A 24,785-nucleotide genomic window follows, 5' to 3' on the forward strand; every position below is an offset into this window, starting at 1 on the left:
CGTGCCTCGCATAGACTCGTGTGCGCCATCACACGCGGCACCCAGGGTGCCGGCACGAGATTCGGAGCCCTCCCCCATGAGCACCACGCACCGTCACCCGGCGGGGTCCCCGCAGCCGGCCGAGAAAGGCCGCACGGAACTGCCGCCCAACCACGTGGACCCCGAGGTCCTGGAGCGGGAGCAGACCCGCTGGACTCCGCTGCGGATCGCCCTGTGGGCGGGCATCGCGCTGCTCGGGGGTGTGGCGTGGGTGATGATCGCCTTCGCCCGCGGCGAGTCCGTGAACGCCATCTGGTTCGTGTTCGCGGCGGTGTGCAGCTACTTCATCGCCTACCGCTTCTACTCCAAGTTCATCGAGCTGAAGCTGACCCGCCCGGACGACCGGCGCGCAACCCCCGCGGAGCACCACGCCAACGGCAAGGACTACATGCCCACCGACCGGCGTGTGCTCTACGGCCACCACTTCGCCGCGATCGCGGGTGCCGGTCCGCTGGTGGGCCCGGTGCTCGCCGCGCAGATGGGATACCTGCCCGGGACCATCTGGATCATCGTGGGCGTGATCCTCGCGGGAGCGGTCCAGGACTACCTGGTGCTGTTCTTCTCGATGCGCCGCGGTGGGCGCTCCCTCGGCCAGATGGCCCGCGAGGAGCTGGGCGTGGTGGGCGGCTACGCGGCGATCGTCGCCACGCTGGCGATCATGGTCATCATCGTGGCCATCCTGGCGCTCGTGGTGGTCAACGCCCTGGGCGAGTCCCCGTGGGGCGTGTTCTCGGTGGGCATGACCATCCCGATCGCCCTGTTCATGGGCGTGTACCTGCGCTACCTGCGCCCGGGGAAGGTCATGGAGGTCTCGGTCATCGGCTTCGTGCTGCTGATGGTCGTGATCGTGGCGGGCGGCTGGGTGGCGGACACCGAGCTCGGCTCGCAGCTGTTCACCCTGGACCGCGTGACGCTCGCCTGGTGCGTGATCGTGTACGGCTTCGTGGCCGCCGTGCTGCCCGTGTGGCTGCTGCTCTCCCCGCGCGACTACCTCTCCACGTTCATGAAGGTGGGCACCATCCTGCTGCTCGCCGCCGCCATCGTGGTGGTGCGCCCGGAGATCACCGTGCCGGCGGTCAGCGAGTTCGCCGGACGCTCGGACGGACCCGTGTTCACCGGCTCCCTGTTCCCGTTCCTGTTCGTCACCATCGCGTGCGGTGCGCTCTCCGGGTTCCACGCGCTCATCGCCTCCGGCACCACCCCCAAGATGATCGAGAAGGAGCGCCAGGCGCGCTTCATCGGCTACGGCGGCATGCTCATGGAGTCCTTCGTGGCCATCATGGCGCTCGTGGCGGCAGTGTCCATCGACCGCGGCATCTACTTCGCCATGAACGCCTCCCCGGCGGCCACCATGGGAACCGTCGAGGGTGCGGCCGCGTTCGTGAACTCCCTGGGCCTGTCCGGCGTGCACGTGACCCCTGAGCTGCTGCAGGGCACCGCGGACGCCGTGGGAGAGGAGACCATCGTCTCCCGCACCGGCGGCGCACCCACTCTGGCCGTGGGGCTCTCCCACATCATGCAGCAGTGGTTCGGCGGGGCCTCCATGATGAGCTTCTGGTACCACTTCGCCATCATGTTCGAGGCCCTGTTCATCCTCACGGCCGTGGACGCCGGCACCCGCGTGGCCCGCTTCATGCTCACCGACACCCTCGGCAACTTCTTCCCGCGCTTCCGGGACGTCAACTGGCGCACCGGTGCGTGGCTGACCACCGCGATCATGGTCGCGGGCTGGGGAACCATCCTGATCCTCGGCGTCACCGACCCGCTGGGCGGGATCAACACGTTCTACCCGCTGTTCGGCATCGCCAACCAGCTGCTGGCCGCCATCGCGCTCGCGGTGTGCCTGGCCATCGCGGCGAACCTGCACCGCTTCAAGTACCTGTGGATCATCATGCTCCCGCTGCTCTTCGACGTGCTCGTGACCGTCACGGGGTCGTGGCAAAAGATCTTCTCGTCCGACCCCAAGGTGGGTTACTGGGCCAACCACGGCGCCTTCAAGGACGCGCTGGCCCAGGGCAAGACGAGCTTCGGCACGGCCAAGAACGTGGAGGCCATGGAAGCCGTGGTCCGCAACACGTTCGTGCAGGGGACGCTCTCGGTGCTCTTCGTGGTGCTCACGATCGTGGTGGTGGTCATGGGTGTCGTGGAGACGGTCAAGGCCCTGCGGGGCCGGGGGCGCGGCACGCACGAGGACCCGGTGGTCGAGTCCCGGTTCTACGCGCCGTCGGGCCTGGTGGCCATGCCCTCCGAGAAGGCACTTGAGAAGCAGTGGAGGGCGCTGCCGCTGGAGCAGCGCACGCCCACGGGCGGAGGGCACCACTGATGACCGGGGCCGTGGAGCAGCCGGGGCGGGGCCGTTCGCGGTTCCTCGACTGGTGGCGTGGCGCGGTGCGCTTCGGCAACGGGGTGCTCGGCGCGGACAGGTACGAGCGCTACCTGCAGTACCACCGCGCCACCGGGTGCGAGTCCGAGCCGCTCACCGAGCGGGAGTTCTGGCGTGACTGGCAGGACTGGCAGGACGCCCACCCCGAGGGCCGGTGCTGCTGAGACGGTAGGATGGACCGCCGCCTGTGGACGGCGGACGGGAAAGGGATGTCGGTGGGTTTCTTCGGTGACTACAGGGCCACGCGCCGTGACGAGCGGGAGCTGGGCGAGGGCGTCTGGCGCCGGGCCCACGACCGCTTCAAGCGGGGACTGGACCGGTACCACCAGATCCTCGAGTCCGTCCGGGATCCCGAGCTGCGCGCCGCGGCCGTCCCCGTGGCCAACGAGCTCGCGGAGCTGCTGCCGCGGGTGCGCGCCGTGTGCGCGGAGGCCCACTTCCGGGCACCCTCGCAGACCCAGGACATCCCGCACTCCACGGACGGCTACCTCTCGGACGTCCACCGCCAGCTCTCACGGGCAGGCAACTCCATGGCACAGACCGCCGAGGCCCTGACGATGGCACGGTTCGCCGCACCCCGGGCGGCGGCCGCCGCTGGCCCGACGTCGCTCGGCACGGCGGCCCGCGCGACGTCGACTCCCGGGGTGGGGTCGGTGCGGCGCCGCAGCGGCGTGGTGGAGGAGTACGTGGTGGCCGCGGAGGCCCTGATGGAGAAGCAGGGGCGCGCCCGCTCCTGACGTTCGGGCCCCGGCGCGGTCGAGTGCTCCTGCCAGGACCTTGCCGCTGGCTGGGAAGAGGCGGGGTGGCGCTCCCAGCCGTGATTTTTATAATGCGGCCGTGCGAATCCTAGTAGTGACCACCTGGTTCCCCACGGAGGAGAACCCCGCGTTCACCCCGTTCATCCCCCGGCACGTCGAGGCGATCGGCCGGGACCACGAGGTCCACGTGGTACACGTCCGTCTGCTGAACTCCGAGCCCGTCCGCTCCGCCACGGTCGGCGGCTTTCTCGTCTCCCGTGTCGGATGTGATCCTCGCCACCCTCTCTCCCTGGTGCGCACGGTGCGGGAGATCCGTCGCTGGGCGCGGTCCGCGGACCTCGTCCACACCATGGCCTTCTCCTCGACGCTGGTCGCCGCCGCGGCGGTGCGGGGGACACCGTGGGTCCACACGGAGCACTGGAACGGCGTCGTCCACCCAGACACCGTGGGCCCGCTGTGGGAGAGGACGGCCTGGCTGCGCCACGTCCTGCGGCTGCCCACCCTGGTCACGGGGGTCAGCTCCCTCGTCAACCGGGTGCTGCAGGACTTCGCGCGCCCCGGGCGGGTGCGCCCTCTGGGCAACGTGGTCGAGTTCGCCGGTGAGCCCCAGGAGAAGGGCCGTTCGGCGGACGAGGTCGCCCTGGTGGGTGTCGGCTCCCTGATTCCCCGCAAGGGGCCCGTCCTCGCGGTGGAGACTGTGGCCTGGCTGCGCGAGCACGGTGTGCGCGCATCGCTCGTGTGGGACGGCACCGGTCCGCTCCTGGAGGAGGCCCGCGCCCGCGCGCTGGCTCTCGGCGTCGAGCGGCACGTCGTGTTCAACGGGCACCGGGAGCCCGACGAGGTCCGTGACGACCTCGCGGCGGCGGACCTCTTCCTCCTGCCCACCCTGTCCGAGACGTTCTGCGTGGCGGCGGCCGAGGCGCTCGCCGCCGGGCGCCCCGTGGTGATGGGCGCCAGGGGTGGGCAGCGGGACTTCATCACGACGGCGAACGGGCGCCTCGTCGAGGAGCAGTCGCCCGAGGCGTACGGCCGGGCCGTCATGGAGGTGCTCTCGGGGGAGGGGATCGGCTCCCCGGACGAGCTCGCGGATGGGATCCGTGCCCGGTACGGCCCCGAGACCGTCGCGGACCAGGTGAGTGCGCTGTACGAGGAGGCGGTACGCCTGCACGGCGGTCGACGCACGTCCTGAGCGTGCAGGCCGGTGGGTGGTGGACGGTGCCCCGGTTGCTCCCGTGCCGTCGACGCCGGGCCGGCGGCAGGAGCGTCCGGGGCACCTGTTCGTCCCCTGATGGAGAGCCCCGGCAGCCCAGGCCGCGGTGCTCTCACCACGATGTTATAAAACACCGTTGCGCCCCGGAAGACGATGACTGCCCCGGAGTCCTTCCGTGACGTCCGCCGTGACGCGGGGCTTCCCTCCGCTGTCTCCCGCCGTCGCCCTCCGCCATGGCGGACGAGTGGTGACCAGAGGCCGAACGGTGGGACCGGCGCAGTGGTGGGCCGCGACGTCGTCCCCGGGACGGCGTTTTCCAGGCCTGCCCCGGCAAGGCGTCCCGGCCCCGACAGGCGGGGACTCATAGACTGGGCGCAGAGACCGAGCCGATCAAGGAGATCCATGCCCCACCGGAGCCCGAGCCCCTCACACACCCCCGAACGGGCCGGTGACGGGACGCTGCTCCGGGAGGGTCTCAGCTCCCAGGAGGTCGCCGAGCGGGTGGAGCTCGGGCTGACGAACGCGCAGCCCAACACCACCTCGCGCAGCCTGTGGGCCATCGTCCGCACCCACCTGTTCACCCTGTTCAACCTCGTGCTGGGGCTGTGCGGTGCCGTGGTGATCGCGCTCGGGCGCTGGCTGGACCTGCTGTTCCTCGTGGCGGCGGTGAGCAACGTGGTGATCGGCTTCGTGCAGGAGTTCTCGGCCAAGCGCCAGCTGGACAAGATCGCGCTGCTGCGCCGAGACCCCGCCAGCGTGCGCCGTGACGGCGAGGTCACCAAGGTTCCCCTCGAGGAGATCGTGCTGGACGACGTCCTGCTGCTCTCCCGCGGGGACCAGGTCCCGGCGGACGGCGAGGTGCTCGACTCGGACGGCCTGGACATCGACGAGTCCCTGCTGACCGGTGAGAACGACCCCGTGGTGAAGCAGCCCGGGGACAAGGTCCTCTCCGCCTCGAGCGTCACCAGCGGGTCCGGAACCGTGCGTGTCACGGCCGTGGGCGGGAAGTCCCACGCCTCCAAGCTCGCGAACGAGGCCCGGCAGTTCGCTCCCATCCGCTCCGAGCTGCGCGAGTCCCTCGCCCGGGTGGTCCGTTGGCTCACCATTGCCCTGGTCCCCATCATCGCGGTGGTGCTCAACGGCCAGATGCGCGCGGCCGGGGGCTGGCAGCACGCGTTCGACACCGGGGCGTGGCAGGACGCCCTCGTGGCCTCGGTGTCCTCCGTGGCCTCGATGGTGCCCCAGGGCCTCGCCCTGATGACGACGATCACCTTTGCCGTGGCCGCCGTGAAGCTGGCGCGCCAGGAGGTGCTGATCCAGGAGCAGCCCGCCGTGGAGGTGCTCGCGCGCGTGGACACTGTGTGCTTCGACAAGACCGGGACCCTGACCGAGGGCGGCGTCTCCTTCGACGCCGCCCGGAGCCTCACGCCGTCGGCCCCCGCCGACGATGCGCCCGCCGACGATGCGCCCGCCGACGACGCGCCCGTTGGCGACGTCGACGACGGCGCGGACCTCGCCGCGTCCCGCGCGGACGTGGTCGAACCGTCCTCGGAGGCCGCAGCCGCGCTCGGGTGGTTCGGCGCGGATCCGCACGCGAACCCGACGGCCGCCGCACTGGCGGAGGGCTTCGAGCACCCCAACCCGCACGAGCCGGTGGCGGTGCTGGGCTTCTCCTCCGCGAACCGCTTCTCCGGCGTGGAGTTTCCGGACTCCGGTGCCTGGATCCTGGGTGCCCCCGAGGTGCTGCTCGCGGACGCAGCGCATCGTGAGGCGAGGGAGCACGCTCAGGAGCTCGCGGCCGCCGGGATGCGCACGATGGTGCTCTCCCGTGCCGAGCACCTCGTCCTGGCGGAGCCGGGCAAGGACGGTCGCAGGCGCGCGGCCCAGGAGCTGCCCTCCGACGTGGAGCCGCAGCTGCTGCTGACCTTCCGGGAGCAGGTCCGCTCGGACGCCCGCGAGACGCTGGCGTACTTCACCGAGCAGGGGATCGACCTCAAGGTATTCTCCGGGGACAACCCCGCCACGGTGGCCGCCGCCGCCAGGATGGCCGGGATGGACGTCTCCCAGGGCGCGGTGGACGCCACCCAGCTGCCGGACGACGGCGAGGAGTTGCACCGCGCCGCGCTGGAGCACAGCGTGTTCGGCCGCGTGTCCCCGCACCAGAAGAAGAACATGGTGCTGGGCCTGCAGGAGGGCGGGCGCGTGGTCGCGATGACCGGTGACGGAATCAACGACGCCCTCGCGCTGAAGCACGCGGACCTCGGGATCGCCATGGGCAACGCCGCGCCGGCCACCAAGGCCGTCTCCCGTCTGGTGCTGCTGGACGGGCAGTTCTCGCGGCTGCCGTCCGTGCTCGCTGAGGGGCGGAAGATTATCGCCAACATCGAGCGGGTCACGCACCTGTTCCTCACCAAGACCGGGTTCTCGGTGCTGATGGGCGTGGTCCTGGGCCTGCTCGCCTGGACCTTCCCGTTCCTGCCCCGCCAGTACTCCACGGCGGACTTCCTGATGCTGGGCGCGCCGTCCTTCATCCTGGCGATGCTCCCCAACAGCCGCCGCTACGTCTCCGGCTACCTCAAACGGGCCCTGCACTTCTCCGTGCCGAGCGCCGTGGTCGTGGCGCTGTGCGTGGTGGGGCTGAACCTCTACGAGCGCACCGTGGACCACGCGAGCTCCACGCGGGAGTTCCAGACGTCGAGCTTCCTGGTGTTGGTGCTCGTGGGGCTGTGGATCCTGTGCGTGGGCTCCCGCCCGCTGACCCGGATCCGGCTGGCGCTCGTGGTTGCGATGTACGCGGGGCTCGTGCTGGTCGTGGTGGTCCCGCTCTCCCTGACGTACCACCAGTTCGAGGTGCCCCACGCCTCCCTGCTGTGGGCCTCGCTCGCCTTCGCGTTCGTGGGTTCCGTGCTCGTGGAGATCAACTTCCGGGTGCACACGCGGTGGCTGCGGCGCACGCAGCCCGCGGCCTTCGAGGCGGCTGCCCGGGCCGAGTAGGCCTTGGGCTCCAGTCACGACGGCGTTCGGCGGGGGCGTCCCGTCCCGTGGAGGCCACCGAAGCTGTGGAGACCGCCGCAGCGGTTCGGCGCACGGGGATGGCCGCGAGGCCTGGCCGCGAAACGGGAGAGGCCCCGTCACCTGGTGGTGACGGGGCCTCTGCGGAGCCGCCTGCCGGAATCGAACCGGCGACCTATTCATTACGAGTGAATCGCTCTACCGACTGAGCTAAGGCGGCGTGACCGGGGATGCGAGAACCCCAGATGCACGCCGAAACAGTATCAGATCGCGGCGCGGCACCACCAATCAGCTGCCCGCCCCAGCGGGCCTCAGCTCGCGTCGCACACGGCCCCCTCATCGGGCAGGGCGCCGTTCAGGAGGTAGCCGTCCACGGCGCGGGTCACGCACGTACTGCCCGAGGTGTAGGCGGTGTGGCCGTAGCCCTCGTGAGTGAGCAGTCGGGCCTCGCCGAGCTGCTTCACCAGGGACTGCGCCCACGGGTAGGGCGTGGCCGGGTCGTGGGTGGTGCCCACCACGAGGGCGGGGGTCTCCGTGTCCGCGTGGTAGTCCGTCAGCGGGGTCACGGGCCGGTCCGGCCACCCCTGGCACGCGGCGCCACCGTAGCCGAGGTAGGGGCCGAACGTGGGGGCCTTGGTGGCCATCTCCTGGGCGGCGTCGGCCATCTGCGCGTCGCTGACGTCGGTGGAGTCCGCGTCCAGGCAGCTCACCGCGGTGAAGGCCATGGACACGTTGCTCGTGTACTTCCCGGAGGAGTCGCGACCGTGGTTGGAGTCCGAGAACGCCATGAGGGCGTCGTACTTCCCGTCGAACGCCTCCTGCAGGGCAGTGTTGAGCTGCGGGTAGCCCGCGGTCGAGTAGAGGGGCACCAGGATCCCCTCCAGCGCGTTGGTGGCCGTCAGCGTGCGCCCGTCGGACACGGTGGTGTGTCCCTCGGAGACCTTCCGCAGCATCTCCCGCATCTTCGTCATCCCGGCGTCCACGTCGTCCTCGCCCACGGCGCACCCCCGGGTGTTCTCCTGGCAGTCCGCCACGAAGCGCCGCAGGTTGTCCTCGAACCCCTCCGCCTGGGCCAGCGCGGAAGCACGCTCGTCGAGGGTCGGGTCCACGGCGCCGTCGAGCACCATGCGTCCCGTGCGCGCGGGAAACAGGTGCGCGTACGTGGCGCCGATCTCCGTGCCGTAGGAGAAGCCCAGGTAGTGCGTCACGGGCTGGCGCAGCACGGCGCGCAGGACGTCCAGGTCCTTCGCCACGCTCTGGGTGTCCATGTGGGAGACCACGGCGGAGGAGCTGCGGTGGCACTTCTCGCCGATCTCCCGCGACGTCGAGCGGACCTCGTCCAGGGACTCCTTGGCGGGGTCGAACGCCGGCTCCTGCCGCCACTCGTCCATCTCGCGGTCCGAGAGACAGCGGATGCCGTCCGACCGGCCGACCCCGCGCGGGTCGAAGCCCACCAGGTCGAACTCCTTGCGCACTTCCTTGGACGTGAAGTAGTCCGTGGAGGCCATCATGTCCACGCCGGAGCCGCCCGGCCCACCGGGGTTGAGGAACAGGGCGCCCTCGGGCGAGGAACCGGTGGCCTGCAGCCGGGCGATCTCCACCTGCGTGTTCCCTCCGGACGGGTTCGCGTAGTCCACGGGGACCGTGACCGCCGCGCACTGGACGTCCTCCGGCAGCTGCTGGCCCTCGCTGGTGGTGCCGCAGCCAGCCCAGTCGAGGGACTGCGTGTAGTAGGACTCCAGCGCAGGGTCCGCGCTCGCCGTGACGTCGGGGTCCGCGGACCCCCTGGCCTCCTGGGGACCGCCCCCGGAGCAGGCCGTGAGGAACAGGGCGACGGCGCCGAGCAGCACGGCGGCGCGGCGGGGACGGGAGTTGTGCACGGGGTCCTCTCGGGGGGGGGTCAGACGATGGAGACCATCATGGCCTCGAACGCGAGCTGGGCACTCACGTTGGTGCGGATGCGCTGCCGGGTCTCGCTGATCACGTCGATCTTCTCAAGCGTCTGCTCCGCGGACGAGTTCGTCGCGTAGCCCCGGATCTGTTCCCCCAGGTGCTCGTTGACCAGGGGCATCCCGGTGCCCAGCTGGACGCTCAGCACGTCCCGGTAGAACGTGGTCAGGTCGATCAGGAACCGGTCCAGGGTGTCAGTCTGGATCCTGCGGGAGCGCCTCTTCTGGTCCCCCTCCAACCGGTTCAGCGCACCGCGGATGGCCGGTGGCACGCGGCCGGTCTCCGGGGCGCCCATGGACACGAGCAGCTGGGCTCGCTCCTGGTCGTTGCGGGCCTCCGCGTCCGCCGCGGACTCGTCCACCGCCAGTCGGTGCAACCGGTCCGCGGCGCGGACGGCCTGGGTGACCCCATGCATGGACAGGGGCAGCGAGACCACCTCCTGGCGGCGCGTGCGGGCGTCCTCGTACAGGGCGAGGCGGGTGGCCACACCCACGTGGCACTGTGCGAGCCGCGCGCACTGCAGAGCGCGCTGCTCCGGCACACCGTGGCGCGCCACGAGCAGCCGGGCGACGTCCTGCGCGGAGGGAACCTTCAGCGTCACCGCCCGGCAGCGCGAACGGATGGTCACGAGCACGTCCATGGGGGACGGTGCGCACAGCAGCCAGATGGTGTGGGGAGGTGGCTCCTCGATGCTCTTGAGCATCACGTTGGAGGTGCGCTCCGTCATACGATCCGCGTCCTCCACGATCATGATGCGCCACGAGCCCACCGAGGGGCGGTCCTGCGCCTTGACCACGAGTTCGCGGGCTTCCTCGATGCTGATCTGCGGATTCTCGGTGACGAAATTGGTGACGTCCGCGTGCGTGCCGGCGAAGGCGGTGCGGCACGCGTGGCATTGGCCGCACCCGGTGCCGCGCTCGCACAGCAGGGCGGCGGCGAGGGCACGCGCGGCGGTCGAGCGCCCGGAGCCGGGCGGCCCCGTGAACAGCCAGGCGTGGGTGGGGTCCTTGTCGCGCGCCGCGCGCTGCAGCTGCTCGACGACGCGCGGCTGGCCCACCACCTCGTCCCACACGCTCATCCGGCCACCTCGTCACGCACGGGAACCACGCAGCGCACGCGGTCGAGCACCAGCTCCGCGATCCGCTCCGGGGGCTGGGCGGCGTCGAGCACGAGGTAGCGCTCCGGCGCCCGCTCGGCGAGCCGACGGAAGGTGGCGTTCACGGCGTCGTGGAAGGCCCTGGCCTCGGACTCCATGCGGTCCGCGGCCAGTCCCCGCAGGCCGCGCCGGGCCTCTGCGGTGTCCTGGTCCACGTCCAGCACCACGGTGAGGTCCGGTACGAGCCCGCGCAGCGCCCACTCGTTGAGCTGGAGCACGCGCTCCACGCCGAGCCCGCGGCCCGCTCCCTGGTACGCCACGGAGGAGTCCACGAACCGGTCGCAGACCACCACCTCCCCGCGCTGCAGGGCCGGGCGGATCAGACGCGCCACGTGGTCCGCGCGCGCCGAGGCGAAGAGCAGCGCCTCGGTCTCCGCGTCCACGGGGGCGTGGGCGGGATCGAGCACGAGGGAGCGCACCGACTCCGCCAGGGGGGTGCCACCGGGTTCGCGCGTGCACGTGACGGTGGCGCCGGGCTCGCGCAGGGCCCTGGTGAGCGCCGCGACCTGGGTGGACTTGCCGGCGCCGTCACCGCCTTCGAACACGATGAGCGCCCCGCGCGTTGTTTGCTTCACGCGCACCACTGTAGCCACCGGTCCGGACACCCACAGCGGACGGTGCGGGGTGGGCAGGGCGCACCGCACGGTGGGCCGCCGCCGGGCCGGACGGGGCCGGACTAGGGTGGAGGGATGCGAAAAGACACCGTGGTGGTTGCCGGCGGGCGCCCCGCACACGAGCACGACGCCCCCGTGAACCCTCCCGTGGTGCTGACCTCCACCTACCGGGGGGTGGGTGAGGTCGCGGACACGGATCGTTCCTACGCCCGGCAGACCAACCCCACGTGGGAGGCCTTCGAGGAGGTGCTCGCCGCGCTCGAGGAGTCCCCGTGCCCCGCGCTGTCCTACGCGTCCGGGCTCGCGGCCATCACCGCCGCGCTCACGCTCGTACCCGTGGGCGGCACGCTCGTGCTGCCGCGGCACAGCTACCAGGGAAGCATGCAGCTCGCCCGGGCGTGGGAGCAGCGCGGGATCTTCTCCGTGCGCACCGTGGACGTCGCGGACACCGGCGCCACCCTGGACGCCCTCGACGGCGCCGACATGCTGTGGATCGAGAGCCCCACCAACCCCATGCTGGAGGTCGCGGACCTGCCCGCTCTGCTGAGCGGTGCGCGGCAGCGGGGCGTGCTCACGTGCGTGGACAACACCTTCGCCACGCCCCTGCTGCAGCGGCCCCTGACCCTCGGCGCGGACCTCGTGGTGCACTCGGCCACCAAGTACATCGCGGGGCACTCGGACGTGCTGATGGGCGCGGTGCTGTGCGCCACGCCGGAGCTGCGCGAGCGGCTGCACGCCCAGCGCACCCTCGAGGGCGCCGTTCCCGGCCCGTTCGAGGCGTGGCTCGCCCTGCGCGGTGTGCGCACCCTGGCGCTGCGCGTGGAGCGCTCCATGGCCAGCGCCGCGGAACTCGCCCGCAGGCTCTCGGAGCACCCGGCCGTGGCGGAGGTCCGCTACCCGGGCCTGCCGCAGGATCCCGGCCACGAGCGGGCCGCGGCCCAGATGGCCGGCGGCTTCGGGTCGGTGGTCTCGGTGGTCCTCGACGACGACGCCGCCGCGGCCGAGCGCCTCGTCGCCGGGCTGCGCGTGTGGACCCCGGCCACCTCGCTGGGCGGTGTGGAGTCCCTCGTGGAGCGGCGGCGGCGCCATCCGGAGGAGCCCGCCAGCGTGCCGGAGTCCCTGCTGCGGCTGTCCGTGGGGATCGAGAACGTGGAGGACCTCTGGGAGGACCTGCTGCCCGGGCTCGACGCGCTCGCGGATCGGTAGACTGCTCCCGTGACTTCCTACCCCTGGGCCCTCGTACTGGCGAACTACCTGGACTACGCCATCACCCTGGTGGTGGCGGTGCTCGCGCTGCTTGCCGCGCTGGACTGCGTGCGCCGTTCCGCGGTGCAGTTCGAACGCGCCTGGAAGCGCACCAAGACGTTCTGGCTGGCCCTCACCGGCGGTGCCGCCGTGGTCTCGGTGTTCAGCGCGGTCTTCTCCACGCTGCAGCTCGTGAGCTTCGGTGTTCCTCGCTCGGGCTCGCTGATCCTCATGCTCGTGGCCGCCACGATCGCGGGCGTGTACTTCGCGGACGTGCGACCCGCCGTGGCGGGGGAGTCCCGCAACCCCGGCCGCTGGTAGGGCCCGGAGCGTCGAACCTCAGGAGGGGGCGACGGCGTCCCAGGACACCGTGAGCTCCCCGAGCCGCCACCGCCGCGGCCCGTGCATGACGGGCCACCCGCCGGCCTTCAGGTCCTGGCACGTGGCGATCCAGCGTCGGCGCGGACCGAACGGGGACAGCGCGGCGTTGACGGACCACGCGGCGTCGGCGGCGGCCAGGAAGTCGTGCACGCGCTCGCCGGGCACGTTGCGGTGGATCAGGATCTTGGGCAGCCGCGCCGCCACGTCCGACGGCAGGGCGTAGCTGCCCGGGCGCATGCTCACGGTGAACGTCTGCGGCCCCTGCGCCGTGACACAGATCCAGGTGGCCAGCCGCCCGATCTCGTCGCACGTCCCGTCCATCAGCACTCCGCCCGGCGCGAGCCGTGAGCACGCGAGCTCCCAGGCACCGGGCACCTCCTCCACGGGGTACTGCCGCAGCACGTTGAAGGCCCGCACGAACACGGGCCTGCGCGGACCGGTGGGGATCTCGAAGCCGCCGCGCCGGAACTCGAGACCCGGGCGGGTGTGGACCCGGGCGGCGTCGACCCGTTGCGGGTCGATCTCCACCCCCACGAGCGTCACGTCCTGGCGCACCGTGCGGGCGCGCTGCAGCAGCTCCACGGTGGTCACGGGGGCCGCGCCGAAGCCGAGGTCCACAAGCAGCGGATCCTGCGCGCGGCGCAGCAGCGGTGCGAGCACTCCGGTGAGGTAGCGGTCCGCGCGGCGCAACCGGTTGGGGTTGGTGGTGCCGCGGGTGATGGACCCCACGGGGCGGGACTGGGCTGGCACACGCACACTGTACTGGCACCGGGTCCGCTGCCGGGCGACACCCGTTCCCCCTGCGCGCGCGGGGTGGGACAATGGGGGCATGGCTAACGATTCAGTGACCCACAAGCTCATCCTCCTGCGCCACGGCCAGTCCGAGTGGAACGAGAAAAACCTCTTCACCGGCTGGGTGGACGTGCCGCTCACCGACAAGGGCCGCGCCGAGGCCACGCGGGGCGGTGAACTGATCGCGGAGAACGACCTGCTGCCGGACGTGGTCCACACGTCCCTGCTGCGCCGCGCCATGAACACCGCCAACCTCGCGCTCGACGCCGCGGACCGCCTCTGGATCCCCGTCAAGCGCTCCTGGCGTCTCAACGAGCGCCACTACGGCGCCCTGCAGGGCAAGAACAAGGCGGAGATCCGCGAGGAGTACGGCGAGGAGCAGTTCATGACCTGGCGCCGCTCCTACGACACCCCGCCGCCCGCCATCGACGACTCCTCCGAGTGGTCCCAGGCCGGGGACCCCCGGTACGCGGACGTCGTGGACCTGCCCCGCACCGAGTGCCTCAAGGACGTCCTCGAGCGCTTCCTGCCCTACTGGGACGAGCAGATCGTCCCGGACCTGCAGGCTGGCAAGACCGTCCTCGTGGCTGCGCACGGCAACTCCCTGCGGGCGCTCGTGAAGCACCTGGACGGCATCTCGGACGACGACATCGCCGGACTGAACATCCCCACGGGCATTCCGCTGTACTACGAGCTGGACGGGAACTTCCGCCCCGTCACCGCCGGTGGCCGCTACCTGGACCCGGACGCTGCCGCCGAGTCCATCAAGGCCGTGGCGAACCAGGGTAAGAAGTAGTCCTTCGCCCGACAACGCGGAATCCCCGTCACCCCACGTGGGGTGACGGGGATTCCGTCGTCGTGGCCGGGATGGGCCGGGATGGGGTGGCGTCGCGGACCGAGCTCGCGGTCCGGTGGGCGTGCCGGGCGCCGGGAGGGGGCGACGTCGCCGCGTCACCGGACGCCGCGCCGTCGCCCGCCGCGTCACTCGCCGGCGTCGGTGCCGATGTGGCCGTGGCCGGTGGGGCGGGAGTCGGTGGCGGGGGCCCAGTCGCCGGTGACCAGGTAGGAGACCTTGCGGGCCACGGAGACGCCGTGGTCACCGATCCGCTCGAGGTAGCGCGAGGCGAGGGTGACGTCCACGGCGGTGGGCACCGAGGAGTTCCAGCTGGGGTCCGCGAGCATCTCGAAGACCTGCTGGTGCTTGACGTTGAGCTCGGACTTCAGGGCGAAGATCTCGTCCGTCTCACTGATGTCGCGGTCCTCCAGCGCCGTGATCACGCGGGCGATGAGCTTGAGGTCGATGTCGAACATCTGCTCGAAGTGACCCCGCATGGACTCCGGGAGCACGGGCTCCGGGAAGCGCAGGCGGGCAAGCTGCGCGAGGTGCCGGGCGAGGTCGCCCATGCGCTCCAGCGAGGCGCTCATGCGCAGCGCACCCACGATCATGCGCAGGTCCGAGGCCACGGGGGACTGCAGGGCGAGGATGTCGATCGAGCGCTCATCCAGGTCGTTCTGCAGGAAGTCGATCCGGGCGTCGTTGGAGATGACCTCCTCCGCCACCTGGATGTCTGCGTCGAGGAAGGCCGTGCGGGCGCTGCCGAGGGCCTGCTGCACGAGCGTGGCGATCTGGATCAGCTCTTCGCCGACCTGGTGGAGTTCAGCCTGGAAAACCTTGCGCACAGGGCGTCCTTTCGTTCAGGGCAATTCTTGGTCCCAGAGCTTACGCGTCCAGGAGGGCACGGCTGCCACCGGGGGAGACGGCACGACGGATTCGCACACCTCCGCCCAGGTTCACAGGCGGGAGTGAACGCGCCACCATGCCCAGGTGAACGTTGGCTGAACCACCGCGCTGCGGGCAGGGATCCCGGGCCCCGCCGCGGATCCGGGCGTCTAAGCTGGCACCGTGAGCGAGACGACGATTGCCCTGCTGGCCGGGTTCATCGGTTTCCTGCTCGGCATCAGCGGGCTGATCGCCGTGCGGGCAAGCCAGCGCCGTCGCCACTTCCTCGCGGACGTCCAGGAGCCCACACTGCCCGAGGGCACCGCGGAGATCCTCGCGGCTCTGGGCCTGGCGTACGTGGTGGTCGACGGCGTGGACGGAGTCGTGAAGGCCTCTCCCGCCGCGTACGCCTACGGTCTCGTGCGCGGGCACACCGTGGTTCACGACGAGCTGCTGGAGATGGTGCGCAGCACCCGGCGCAACGGAGTGGTCGAGGAGAGGCGCCTCGAGCTCTCGCGGGGCCAGCTGCAGCGGGGCTCCATCGTGCTGGACATGCGCGTGGTGACCATCGCGGACGAGTACATCCTGCTGCTCGCGGACGACCAGACCGAGATCGTGCGGGCCCAGTCCATCCGCAACGACTTCGTGGCCAACGTCTCCCACGAGCTGAAGACCCCCGTGGGCGCCGTCAGCCTGCTCTCCGAAGCCATCGAGGACGCCGCCGAGGACCAGGACGCCGTGCGGCACTTCGCCGCGAGCCTGCAGCGGGAGTCCGCCCGGCTGAGCGCGATGGTGCAGGACATCATCGAGCTCTCCAGACTGCAGGGCACGGACGTTGTCGCCAAGGGCACGGCGGTGGACGTCAACCGCACCGTGCAGGAGGCCGTGGAGCGCAGCAGGCTCGCCGCGGAGAGCAGGAACATCTCCCTGAAGGTGGGGGGCCACGTGCAGATCCCTGTGTTCGGGGACCCGGACATGCTGGTGACGGCGGTGCGCAACCTGATCGACAACGCCGTGCGATACTCGCCGGAGGACACCCGCGTGGGTGTGGGGCTGCGGGAGCGCGGGGGAATGGTGCAGGTCACGGTCACGGACCAGGGCCCGGGGATCTCCGATGCGGAGCAGGACCGGATCTTCGAGCGCTTCTACCGGGTGGACAGCGCGCGCTCCCGCCAGACCGGCGGCACGGGGCTGGGGCTGAGCATCGTCAAGCACGTCATGGCACAGCACGGCGGGGAGGTCTCCGTGTGGTCGCAGCCGGGGCGGGGCTCCACGTTCACGCTGCTGCTGCCGCCCATGGACGACCCCGAGGACCAGGCGGAGCCCGCGAGCGGCGGGCGACGCGACGATCGAGTGGAGGAACGCGCGTGACCCAGATTCTCATGGTGGAGGACGAGGAGTCCCTGAGCGACCCGCTGGCCTACCTGCTGGGCCGTGAGGGCTTCGACGTGAGCGTCGTCGCGGACGGGATCAGCGCCGTCGCCGAGTTCGACAGGGCCGGCGCGGATCTCGTGCTGCTGGACCTCATGCTGCCGGGGCAGTCCGGCACCGAGGTGTGCAAGCAGATCCGGCAGCGCTCGAGCGTTCCGATCATCATGCTCACCGCCAAGGACGCGGAGATCGACAAGGTTGTGGGCCTGGAGCTCGGGGCGGACGACTACGTGACCAAGCCCTACTCCTCCCGGGAGCTCGTGGCCAGGATCAGGGCGGTGCTGCGCCGCAGGGCCGAGCCCGAGGAGCTGCTCACCGCCACGGTCTCGGCCGGGCCCGTGCGCATGGACGTGGAGCGCCACGTGGTGCACGTGGGCTCCGAGACCGTGGCCATGCCGCTGAAGGAGTTCGAGCTGCTCGAGATGCTGCTGCGCAACGCCGGCCGCGTGCTCACCCGCGGGCAGCTGATTGACCGGGTGTGGGGCTCCGACTACGTGGGGGACACCAAGACCTTGGACGTCCACATCAAGCGGCTGCGCTCCAAGGTGGAACCGGATCCGTCCTCACCGCGGCACATCGTCACCGTGCGGGGTCTCGGGTACAAGTTCGAGCCGTGAGCCGGTGCGGGCACGAGAAGAGGACCGTGACCTTTGGGGTCACGGTCCTCTTCTCGTCAGGCGAGAGGGCCGGGAGCGGTCAGTGACCGCCCTCGGCCTTCTCCGCGTTCGGTGTGTTGGAGGGGTTCGCCGGGGTGGAGGGCACGCCGCCGGGCATGAAGCTCGCGTAGCGGGGGTAGGTGTAGTCCAGAACGGGCACCGAGACGGTCTCGTCGTCGCTGCCGGCGCGGAAGGTGGTGTCCACCATCAGACCCGGGTTGGCGCCGGCACGCTCGAGCATCACGGGCTCCGACTTCTCCAGGACGACCTCCTTGTTGGCGGGAACGTCGATCTTCACCGTGGAGCCGCTCGCGTCCATGGTGAGGGTCTGCGCGGCATCGTCGTTGTTGATGACCGTGCCGAGCACGCGGCCCTCGGAGTTGGCGTCCTTGGCGACCACCAGGACGTTGCGCAGCTTGAGGTCCCCGAGGTCCATCTGGATGCCGTCCGCCGGGGCGAAGCTGTCCGTGGTGGCCTGCGGGCTGATGTACGCGCAGCCGCTTACGCTGGTCAGGACGGCAAGCGCCGCCGCACCCAGTCCGAGGTGCTGCAACTTCTTGTGGGCGGCGTTCTTCACGGCACGAACTCCTCGGGCTCTCTGACAGCGTGTGGCAATTTGAGGTCAGTCTATCGGTTTGGCCACGGATCGTCTGCATCCCGGGCTCGTCCGTGGCGCGGCTCGGCGGCTGTGCGGGGCCGCAGGCCCGGCGTTCGAGGGGCGTCCCAGCACAGGGTGGCGAATCATACACCGTGGTAGACTTGGTGGGCTGAAAGGGGTTTGTGCATGGTATTTGAGGTTGGCGAAACGGTTGTCTATCCGCACCACGGTGCTGCAACCATCGAGGAGATCAAGACTCGCACCATCAAGGGCGAAGAGAAGATGTACCTCCGGCTCAAGGTCACCCAGGGAGACCTGATGATTGAGGTTCCCGCGGAGAACGTGGACCTCGTGGGCGTCCGGGATGTCGTGGACGAGGACGGCCTCAAAGAGGTCATCGCGGTGCTGCAGGCCCAGGACGCCGAGGAGGCCTCCAACTGGTCCCGCCGTTACAAGGCCAACCTCGAGAAGCTTGCCTCCGGGGACGTCCTGAAGGTCGCGGAGGTCGTGCGCGACCTCTGGCGTCGCGACCGCGGCAAGGGACTCTCCGCTGGCGAGAAGCGCATGCTGACCAAGGCCCGGCAGATCCTCACCTCCGAACTGGCCCTGGCCAAGAAGGTCGACGAGGAAGAGGCGGAGAAGCGCCTGGACGACATCCTGTCGGCCGCCTGAGCCACCCTCTCCTCTCCTGATGAGACACCCTGATGTTGCGAGCCCGTCCACTGCGGACGGGCTCGCCGTCGTCGTGGTGGCCGCCGGCTCCGGCACGCGGCTGGGGTACGGGATGCCCAAGGCGCTCGTCCCCGTGGCAGGCAGACCCCTGCTCGCCCACGCCCTGCGCACCGTGCGTGAGGCACTGCCCGCCGCGGCCGTCGTCGTCACCGTGCCGGAGGGGGACACCGAGCTAAGCTCGCTCGCCCGTGCCGTGGGAGCGCGAGCGGTGACGGGCGGCGCCACCCGTGCGCAGTCCGTGGCCCGCGCTCTCGCGCAGCTGCCGGAGAACACGGAGCACGTCCTGGTGCACGACGCCGCCCGCTGTCTCACCCCGCCCGTCGTCTTCGCGCGCGTGGTCGCCGCCCTTCACAACGAGGCCTCGGCGGTTGTGCCCGTCACGCCCGTCACGGACACGGTGCGCGGCGTGGACGAGGCCGGTGCGAGCACCGGGACCGTGGACCGCGCGGGCCTGCGGTCCGTGCAGACCCCCCAGGGCTTCGACCGCGCCCTGCTCGTGAGGGTCAACGCGGCTGCCGGCCTGCTTCCGGTGGAGTGCGAGGCGGACGCGGCCTCGACCCCGGGTCCCGAGGGCATCACGGACGACGCCAGTCTCGTGGAGCGCCACGCCCCCGAGCACACGGTGTACTTCGTCGAAGGCCACGAGGAGTCCTTCAAGGTCACCCGTCCCCTGGACCTGCTGCTCGCACGGGCAGTGGTGGCGGCCCGCTCCGGCGTGGAACGGAGAGAATGAGCGCATGAGCACCTTGAGCCCCCTTCCGTACCCCCTCCCCCTGACCGGCATCGGCGTGGACGTCCACGCGTTCGGCCCGGAGGGGACCCCCCTGTGGATCGCAGGGCTCCTGTGGCCCGGCGAGCGCGGTCTGAGCGGGCACTCGGACGGGGACGTCGTGGCGCACGCGGCCGCGGACGCTCTGTTCTCTGCAGCCGGGGTGGGGGACCTCGGCGCCCACTTCGGCACGGACCGTCCGGAGATGGCGGGGGCCTCCGGCGTCGCGATCCTCTCCGAGGCCGTGCGCACCGTGACCACGGCCGGCTTCCGGGTGGGCAACGTGTCCGTGCAGCTGATCGGCAACCGGCCCAGGTTCGCACCCCGGCGCGAGGAGGCCGCCGCCGTGCTCACGGAGGCGGCCGGTGCTCCTGTGCACCTGAGCGCCACCACCACGGACGCCCTCGGCCTCACGGGCCGCGGGGAGGGTATCGCGGCGATCGCCACGGCCCTCGTGCTGCCGGCCTGAACGTCGGGCCCGTCCAAACGTGCCGAGCACCTGGACGTGCCGTCGGTCCGCACGCCCCGACCGCCTGAACGTCCCCGCCATCTGGACGTACCGCTGGTCCGCCTGTCCGGACGTCCTGGGCGTCCGGCGTCACGGGCCGCACGGGCGTCCCCGTTAGACTGGTCCGGTGACTCTGCGCTTCTACGACACTGCGTCCGCGACCACCAGGGACTTCGTCCCCGTGCACCCCGGCGAGGCCGGGCTGTACTACTGCGGTGCCACGGTGCAGGGGGCGCCGCACATCGGACACGTGCGCTCCGCTCTCGTCTTCGATGTCCTGGCCCGGTGGCTGCGCTTCCGCGGCTACCGCGTGACCACGGTGCGCAACGTCACGGACATCGACGACAAGATCCTCGCCAACTCGGCGGCCTCCTATCAGGAGGGCTTCACCGGAGAGCACCCGCTGGAGCAGTGGTGGGCGCTGGCCTACCGGTTCGAGGGGGTCTTCGGACGGGCCTACGCCGCGCTGGGGATCGACCGGCCCACCTACGAGCCGCGGGCCACGGGGCACGTCCCGGAGATGCACGCCCTGATCCAGGAGCTGGTCGACGCCGGGCACGCGTACCCAGCCCTCGACGATTCCGGGGACGTCTACTTCGACGTCCGCTCCTGGCCCCGCTACGGGGAGCTCACCCGGCAGCGGGTGGAGGACATGCAGGACGCCCCGGACGCTGATCCCCGGGGCAAGCGGGATCCCCGTGACTTCGCCCTGTGGAAGGGGCGCAAGGAGGGCGAACCCCTCACGGCGTCGTGGGACTCCCCCTGGGGCAGGGGCCGTCCGGGCTGGCACCTGGAGTGCTCGGCGATGGCCCACAAGTACCTGGGCGCGCACTTCGACATCCACGGCGGCGGGCTGGACCTGCGCTTCCCGCACCACGAGAACGAGCTGGCCCAGTCCACGGCGGCCGGGCGGGAGTTCGCGAACTTCTGGCTGCACAACGGGCTCGTGACGTACCAGGGCGAGAAGATGTCCAAGTCCATCGGCAACACCGTCTCGCCGGAGGCCATGCTCGAGCAGGCGCGCCCGCTCGCCGTGCGCTACTACCTGGGACAGGCGCACTACCGGTCGGTGCTGGACTACCGGCCCACGTCCCTGCAGGAGGCCACCGCCGCCGTCGAGCGCGTCGAGGCGGTCCTGGTCGCCGCGCTCCGCGCCGGACTCGCGCTGGACTGGACCCCGCAGGACGTGCCCGAGGCGTTCTCGGAGGCCATGGACGACGACCTCAACGTCCCCCGGGCGCTCGCCGCGCTGCACGAGTCGGTGCGCGCCGCCAACTCGGCACTCGCCGGTCCGGAGCCGGCGTCGGCGCGGTCCGCGGTCGCGGCCGTCGCGGGGATGAGCGACGTCATGGGCCTGCTGCAGCTGATGGACCTGGACGGCCCACAGGACGCCGACGGCGCGGAGCACCGCGCGCTCGACTCGCTCGTGCAGGACCTCCTGGTCCAGCGCGCGGCCGCGCGGGAGGCGAAGGACTGGGCCCTGGCGGACACGATCCGGGACCGGCTGGCGGCCGCAGGCGTCGTCGTGCAGGACGGCCCCCAGGGCGCGGAGTGGTCCGTGTGCTCCTGACGCTGACCTAAACTGGAGCGAAATCGCCGACCACCCCGGGGCGGCCCCGTGCCGTGACCCGTGACAGACACGGAGTGCTGACCCATGGCCCAGAACAACCGAGCCGGAGCCGTCCGCAAGAAGAAGAAGGGCGCGGTCGTCGGCAGCGGCGGTCAGCGCCGCAAGGGCCTCGAGGGCAAGGGCCCCACGCCCAAGGCCGAGGACCGCGTCTACCACAAGGCGTACAAGGCCAAGCAGGCTGCAGCCCGCAGGCAGCAGAGCTCCCACGGCAGGTCCCAGCGCTCGGGTGGCGGGCCCATCAAGGAGGACCTCGTGACCGGGCGCAACTCGGTGCTCGAGGCCCTGCGCGCGGGCGTTCCCGCGAAGACGCTGTTCGTGGCGACCAAGATCGAGGTGGACGACCGCGTCAAGGACATCCTGCAGCTGTGTGCCGAACGCCAGGTGCCCACGCTGGAGGCCTCCCGCTCGGAGCTGGACCGTCTCTCCGCGGATGCCATCCACCAGGGCGTGGTGCTGCAGGTTCCCCCGTACGAGTACCCGGACGCGGACGAGCTCGCGAGCTCCCTGATGGCACGCCGCGACGAGAGCCACCCACCTCTGCTGGTGGCGGCGGACGGCATCACGGACCCGCGCAACCTCGGCGCGATCATCCGCAGCGTCTCCGCGTTCGCAGGAGACGGCGTGATCCTTCCCGAGCGCCGCTCGGCGGGCGTCACGGCCACGGCCTGGAAGACCAGCTCCGGTGCCGCCGCACGCGTTCCCGTGGCCAAAGCCACGAACCTCACCCGCACTCTCGAGAACTGCAAGAAGCAGGGTTACTTCGTGGTGGGCCTGGACGGCGGCGGGGACATGTCCCTGCCGCAGCTCGAACTGGCGACAGAGCCCCTCGTGGTGGTCGTCGGCTCCGAGGGCAAGGGCCTCTCCCGGCTCGTCACCGAGCACTGCGACGCAATCGTCTCCATTCCCATCGAGTCCGCCATGGAGTCGCTCAACGCGTCCATGGCCGTGGGGATCACGCTGTACGAGATCGCGCGTCGCCGTGCAAGCGCGTAGCCACCCGCTGGGGGTCCACCCCTCGCCGTCCGGTGACGGCACCGCCAACGTGGCGGTCTACGCCCCCGGGCTGGACGAGGTGGACCTGGTCTTCGCCCGGCCGGGCGAGTCCTGGCAGCGGCTGCGCCTGGACGGCGTGAACCACGGAATCCACTACGCCACAGTGCCCCGGCCCCGGGGCGTGGCCTCGCTGAGCATGAGCGCTCAGGAGCTCGCGCGCGACGTGTCCCCTGCCATGCCGGCGGGCACCCGCTACGGGTTCGTCCCGGCCCGGGCGCACGGCACCCCCGTCCCGGACCCGGCGCTGGAACCGGTCCTGCTGGACCCCTATGGAAGGGGACTGACCCGCGTGGCCCCGCCGGGCGACGTTGTGGACCCCGGTCCGGACGCCTACGGCGGGATGTACGTCAGCGAGGTCGTGGCGCAGGACCACGAGTGGCACGACGAACCCCGCCCCGCCCACCCCTGGCGGGACACCGTGATCTACGAGGCGCACGTCAAGGGCCTCACCATGCTCCACCCGGAGATCCCCCACGAGCTGCGCGGCACGTACGCCGGGCTCGGGCACCCGGCGGTGCTCGAGCACCTGCGTGGGCTGGGGGTCACCGCCGTGGAGCTGCTGCCGGTGCACGCGCACCTGGACGAGGCGCACCTCACGGCCAACGGACTCACGAACTACTGGGGCTACAACACCCTGGGCTTCTTCGCCCCGCACGCCTGCTACGCCACGCGCGCGGCCCAGCAGGCGGGGCCCACCGCGGTGCTGGACGAGTTCAAGGACATGGTGGACGCCCTGCACCGCGCCGGGCTGCAGGTCTACCTGGACGTCGTGTACAACCACACGGCCGAGGGCGGTCCGGACCAGCGGGCCTACTGCTGGCGGGGGCTGGGTGAGGGCGAGTACTACCGGCACGACGAGCACGGCAACTACGTGGACGTCACCGGCTGCGGCAACTCCGTGAACTTCGCAGACGCACAGGTGGTGCGGATGACCCTGGACTCACTGCGGTATTGGGTGGAGGAGTGCCACGTGGACGGCTTCCGCTTCGACCTCGCGCCGGAGCTCGGCCGGGACGAGCACCACCACTTCACCCGCAACCACCCGTTCTTCGTGGCCGTGGCCGCGGATCCGGTGCTGCAGGGAGTCCGGATGATCTCCGAGCCGTGGGACGTGGGGGCCGGCGGCTGGCAGACCGGCCGCTTCCCCGCGGGGTGGGCGGACTGGAACGACCAGTACCGGGACACGGTCCGCGACTTCTGGCTCTCCGGCCAGCGCACGATGCGCCGCGGGGGAGGGGGCGGCACCGCCGCGCGGCTCGCGGGGGCCATGTCCGGCTCCGCGGACCTCTTCGCACCGAACGGGCGCACCACGCTGGCCTCGGTCAACTTCATCACTGCGCACGACGGCTTCACGCTCTACGACCTCACGGCCTACGACAGCAAGCACAACGAGGCCAACCGGGAGAGCAACGCCGACGGCACGAACGACAACCACTCCTGGAACCACGACCACGAGGGCTTCTCCCCTGACGTCCGCGTCCGCTCCGCGAGGGCGGCCACGGCGCGGAACATGATGGCCACCCTGCTGTTCTCCCAGGGCGTGCCCATGATCACTGCGGGGGACGAGCTGCTGCGCTCGCAGGGCGGCAACAACAACGCGTACTGCCAGGACAACCGGCTGTCGTGGGTGGACTGGGCCCTCACCCCGTTCGACCGCTCGATGCTGCACATCACGCAGCGCCTCGTGCGGATCCGCCGCGCGTTCCTCGCGGGACAGCCCCACGAGTTCCCCACGCGGACGCAGGACGTGGTGCTGAACTGGTACGCGAACTCAGGGGAGCCCATGACGGCGGAACTGTGGCAGACGGACGGGGAGCGCGCCCTGCAGGTCGCACTCGCCGCCCGCGGCGGGCGAGTGGCCGGACTCTTCGTCCTCAACGGCACGGAGTCCCCGGTGGCCGCGGTGCTGCCGGCCTTTGAGCACCCGGCGCGCACCGAGCGGGTCCCCGGGGACCGCGACGCCCGCGTCCCAGGCGCCCGTGGCACGTCCCACGCGGCGGGAGCGGGTGACGCAACGGCGGCGAGCACCTACCGGCTGGTGCTCGCCACGGACTCGCACCTGGACGAGCTGACCGGCAACCGCTGGCGCACCGGAGACGAGGTCACGCTCCCGCCGCAGAGCGTGGCGATGTTCGCGATCACCTGAGC

General features: G+C 71.2%; 22 protein-coding genes and 1 tRNA gene. 16 read left to right on the plus strand and 7 right to left on the minus strand.

Going from position 1 to position 24,785, the window contains the following annotated elements:
- Positions 1-76: 76 nt before the first annotated feature.
- The 5 genes from D8M39_RS06290 to D8M39_RS06310 all read left to right on the plus strand — a co-directional run bounded on the left by D8M39_RS06290 (position 77) and on the right by D8M39_RS06310 (position 7,384).
- Positions 77-2,362 carry a carbon starvation CstA family protein gene (locus tag D8M39_RS06290; protein WP_126874651.1) on the plus strand — a complete coding sequence of 762 codons (2,286 nt, stop codon included), beginning with the start codon at positions 77-79 and terminating at the stop codon, positions 2,360-2,362.
- Positions 2,362-2,586: a YbdD/YjiX family protein gene (locus D8M39_RS06295; protein WP_055084127.1), complete on the plus strand. Its 225-nt coding sequence runs from the start codon at positions 2,362-2,364 to the stop codon at positions 2,584-2,586. The genes D8M39_RS06290 and D8M39_RS06295 overlap by 1 nt, the downstream gene beginning before the upstream one ends.
- Positions 2,587-2,637: 51 nt before the next feature.
- Positions 2,638-3,159 (plus strand): hypothetical protein, encoded by a 522-nt coding sequence (locus D8M39_RS06300; RefSeq protein ID WP_055084147.1) that lies wholly within the window; start codon positions 2,638-2,640, stop codon positions 3,157-3,159.
- A 100-nt stretch (positions 3,160-3,259) separates the two neighbouring features.
- Entirely contained in the window at positions 3,260-4,369 is a 1,110-nt protein-coding gene (locus D8M39_RS06305; protein ID WP_055084125.1) for a glycosyltransferase, read from the plus strand.
- 423 nt (positions 4,370-4,792) lie between these two features.
- Entirely contained in the window at positions 4,793-7,384 is a 2,592-nt protein-coding gene (locus tag D8M39_RS06310; RefSeq protein ID WP_126874652.1) for an HAD-IC family P-type ATPase, read from the plus strand.
- Between the two features lie 165 nt (positions 7,385-7,549).
- On the opposite strand, the gene D8M39_RS06315 is transcribed toward D8M39_RS06310, so the two are convergent.
- The 4 genes from D8M39_RS06315 to tmk all read right to left on the minus strand — a co-directional run bounded on the left by D8M39_RS06315 (position 7,550) and on the right by tmk (position 11,083).
- Positions 7,550-7,622 (minus strand) — tRNA-Thr (locus tag D8M39_RS06315).
- A 91-nt stretch (positions 7,623-7,713) separates the two neighbouring features.
- Positions 7,714-9,282 carry an alpha/beta hydrolase gene (locus tag D8M39_RS06320; protein WP_126874653.1) on the minus strand — a complete coding sequence of 523 codons (1,569 nt, stop codon included), beginning with the start codon at positions 9,280-9,282 and terminating at the stop codon, positions 7,714-7,716.
- Positions 9,283-9,302: 20 nt separating this feature from the next.
- A complete protein-coding gene (locus D8M39_RS06325) occupies positions 9,303-10,430 on the minus strand; it encodes a DNA polymerase III subunit delta' (protein WP_094393520.1) in 1,128 nt (375 codons plus the stop codon).
- The gene (gene tmk, locus D8M39_RS06330) at positions 10,427-11,083 is read right to left on the minus strand and encodes a dTMP kinase (protein ID WP_126874654.1); all 657 of its coding nucleotides are present in this window, start codon (positions 11,081-11,083) and stop codon (positions 10,427-10,429) included. Before tmk ends, D8M39_RS06325 begins: the two co-directional genes overlap by 4 nt.
- 114 nt (positions 11,084-11,197) lie before the next feature.
- Here tmk and D8M39_RS06335 point away from each other — a divergent pair, with 114 nt between their 5' ends.
- On the plus strand, positions 11,198-12,328 hold the full coding sequence (locus tag D8M39_RS06335; RefSeq protein WP_126874655.1) for a PLP-dependent aspartate aminotransferase family protein: 1,131 nt from the start codon (positions 11,198-11,200) through the stop codon (positions 12,326-12,328).
- 9 nt (positions 12,329-12,337) lie between these two features.
- Positions 12,338-12,688, plus strand: coding sequence for a DUF2516 family protein (locus tag D8M39_RS06340; protein ID WP_055084115.1), 351 nt, complete (start codon positions 12,338-12,340; stop codon positions 12,686-12,688).
- 18 nt (positions 12,689-12,706) lie between these two features.
- Here the strand turns inward: D8M39_RS06340 and D8M39_RS06345 are convergent, their stop codons facing one another.
- Complete coding sequence (locus D8M39_RS06345; protein WP_126874656.1) at positions 12,707-13,498, minus strand: class I SAM-dependent methyltransferase; 792 nt, start codon at positions 13,496-13,498, stop codon at positions 12,707-12,709.
- Positions 13,499-13,577: 79 nt separating this feature from the next.
- On the opposite strand from D8M39_RS06345, the gene D8M39_RS06350 reads away from it, so the two are divergent.
- On the plus strand, positions 13,578-14,336 hold the full coding sequence (locus D8M39_RS06350) for a phosphoglyceromutase (protein WP_174233441.1): 759 nt from the start codon (positions 13,578-13,580) through the stop codon (positions 14,334-14,336).
- 185 nt (positions 14,337-14,521) lie between these two features.
- On the opposite strand, the gene phoU is transcribed toward D8M39_RS06350, so the two are convergent.
- The gene (gene phoU / locus D8M39_RS06355) at positions 14,522-15,220 is read right to left on the minus strand and encodes a phosphate signaling complex protein PhoU (RefSeq protein ID WP_055084109.1); all 699 of its coding nucleotides are present in this window, start codon (positions 15,218-15,220) and stop codon (positions 14,522-14,524) included.
- Between the two features lie 223 nt (positions 15,221-15,443).
- Here phoU and D8M39_RS06360 point away from each other — a divergent pair, with 223 nt between their 5' ends.
- On the plus strand, positions 15,444-16,631 hold the full coding sequence (locus tag D8M39_RS06360; RefSeq protein ID WP_094393524.1) for a cell wall metabolism sensor histidine kinase WalK: 1,188 nt from the start codon (positions 15,444-15,446) through the stop codon (positions 16,629-16,631).
- Positions 16,628-17,308: a response regulator transcription factor gene (locus D8M39_RS06365; RefSeq protein ID WP_055084105.1), complete on the plus strand. Its 681-nt coding sequence runs from the start codon at positions 16,628-16,630 to the stop codon at positions 17,306-17,308. Before D8M39_RS06360 ends, D8M39_RS06365 begins: the two co-directional genes overlap by 4 nt.
- A 79-nt stretch (positions 17,309-17,387) precedes the next feature.
- On the opposite strand, the gene D8M39_RS06370 is transcribed toward D8M39_RS06365, so the two are convergent.
- Positions 17,388-17,924, minus strand: a complete 537-nt coding sequence (locus D8M39_RS06370) for a hypothetical protein (RefSeq protein WP_055084103.1) — start codon at positions 17,922-17,924, stop codon at positions 17,388-17,390.
- A 207-nt stretch (positions 17,925-18,131) separates the two neighbouring features.
- Here D8M39_RS06370 and D8M39_RS06375 point away from each other — a divergent pair, with 207 nt between their 5' ends.
- The 6 genes from D8M39_RS06375 (at position 18,132) to glgX (ending at position 24,783) form a co-directional block, all read left to right on the plus strand.
- Positions 18,132-18,617 (plus strand): CarD family transcriptional regulator, encoded by a 486-nt coding sequence (locus tag D8M39_RS06375; protein ID WP_055084100.1) that lies wholly within the window; start codon positions 18,132-18,134, stop codon positions 18,615-18,617.
- Positions 18,618-18,636: 19 nt separating this feature from the next.
- On the plus strand, positions 18,637-19,410 hold the full coding sequence (gene ispD / locus D8M39_RS06380) for a 2-C-methyl-D-erythritol 4-phosphate cytidylyltransferase (protein ID WP_055084098.1): 774 nt from the start codon (positions 18,637-18,639) through the stop codon (positions 19,408-19,410).
- A 4-nt stretch (positions 19,411-19,414) separates the two neighbouring features.
- Entirely contained in the window at positions 19,415-19,915 is a 501-nt protein-coding gene (gene ispF, locus D8M39_RS06385; RefSeq protein WP_055084096.1) for a 2-C-methyl-D-erythritol 2,4-cyclodiphosphate synthase, read from the plus strand.
- 166 nt (positions 19,916-20,081) lie between these two features.
- Positions 20,082-21,524 carry a cysteine--tRNA ligase gene (cysS, locus tag D8M39_RS06390; protein WP_094393526.1) on the plus strand — a complete coding sequence of 481 codons (1,443 nt, stop codon included), beginning with the start codon at positions 20,082-20,084 and terminating at the stop codon, positions 21,522-21,524.
- An 84-nt stretch (positions 21,525-21,608) separates the two neighbouring features.
- Entirely contained in the window at positions 21,609-22,577 is a 969-nt protein-coding gene (gene rlmB, locus D8M39_RS06395; RefSeq protein WP_055084092.1) for a 23S rRNA (guanosine(2251)-2'-O)-methyltransferase RlmB, read from the plus strand.
- Entirely contained in the window at positions 22,564-24,783 is a 2,220-nt protein-coding gene (gene glgX / locus D8M39_RS06400) for a glycogen debranching protein GlgX (RefSeq protein WP_126874657.1), read from the plus strand. Before rlmB ends, glgX begins: the two co-directional genes overlap by 14 nt.
- Positions 24,784-24,785 lie beyond the last annotated feature (2 nt).

This window comes from Kocuria sp. HSID17590, from assembly GCF_003989485.1.
GTDB classification, from domain to species: Bacteria; Actinomycetota; Actinomycetes; order Actinomycetales; family Micrococcaceae; genus Kocuria; species Kocuria salsicia.

Coding starts and splice junctions, on each gene's coding strand:
- D8M39_RS06290 (WP_126874651.1), top strand. CDS start 77: ATGAGCACCACGCACCGTCACCCGGCGGGGTCCCCGCAGCCGGCCGAG.
- D8M39_RS06295 (WP_055084127.1), top strand. CDS start 2,362: ATGACCGGGGCCGTGGAGCAGCCGGGGCGGGGCCGTTCGCGGTTCCTC.
- D8M39_RS06310 (WP_126874652.1), top strand. CDS start 4,793: ATGCCCCACCGGAGCCCGAGCCCCTCACACACCCCCGAACGGGCCGGT.
- D8M39_RS06325 (WP_094393520.1), bottom strand. CDS start 10,430: ATGAGCGTGTGGGACGAGGTGGTGGGCCAGCCGCGCGTCGTCGAGCAG.
- D8M39_RS06335 (WP_126874655.1), top strand. CDS start 11,198: ATGCGAAAAGACACCGTGGTGGTTGCCGGCGGGCGCCCCGCACACGAG.
- D8M39_RS06350 (WP_174233441.1), top strand. CDS start 13,578: ATGGCTAACGATTCAGTGACCCACAAGCTCATCCTCCTGCGCCACGGC.
- D8M39_RS06375 (WP_055084100.1), top strand. CDS start 18,132: ATGGTATTTGAGGTTGGCGAAACGGTTGTCTATCCGCACCACGGTGCT.
- ispD (WP_055084098.1), top strand. CDS start 18,637: ATGAGACACCCTGATGTTGCGAGCCCGTCCACTGCGGACGGGCTCGCC.
- ispF (WP_055084096.1), top strand. CDS start 19,415: ATGAGCACCTTGAGCCCCCTTCCGTACCCCCTCCCCCTGACCGGCATC.
- rlmB (WP_055084092.1), top strand. CDS start 21,609: ATGGCCCAGAACAACCGAGCCGGAGCCGTCCGCAAGAAGAAGAAGGGC.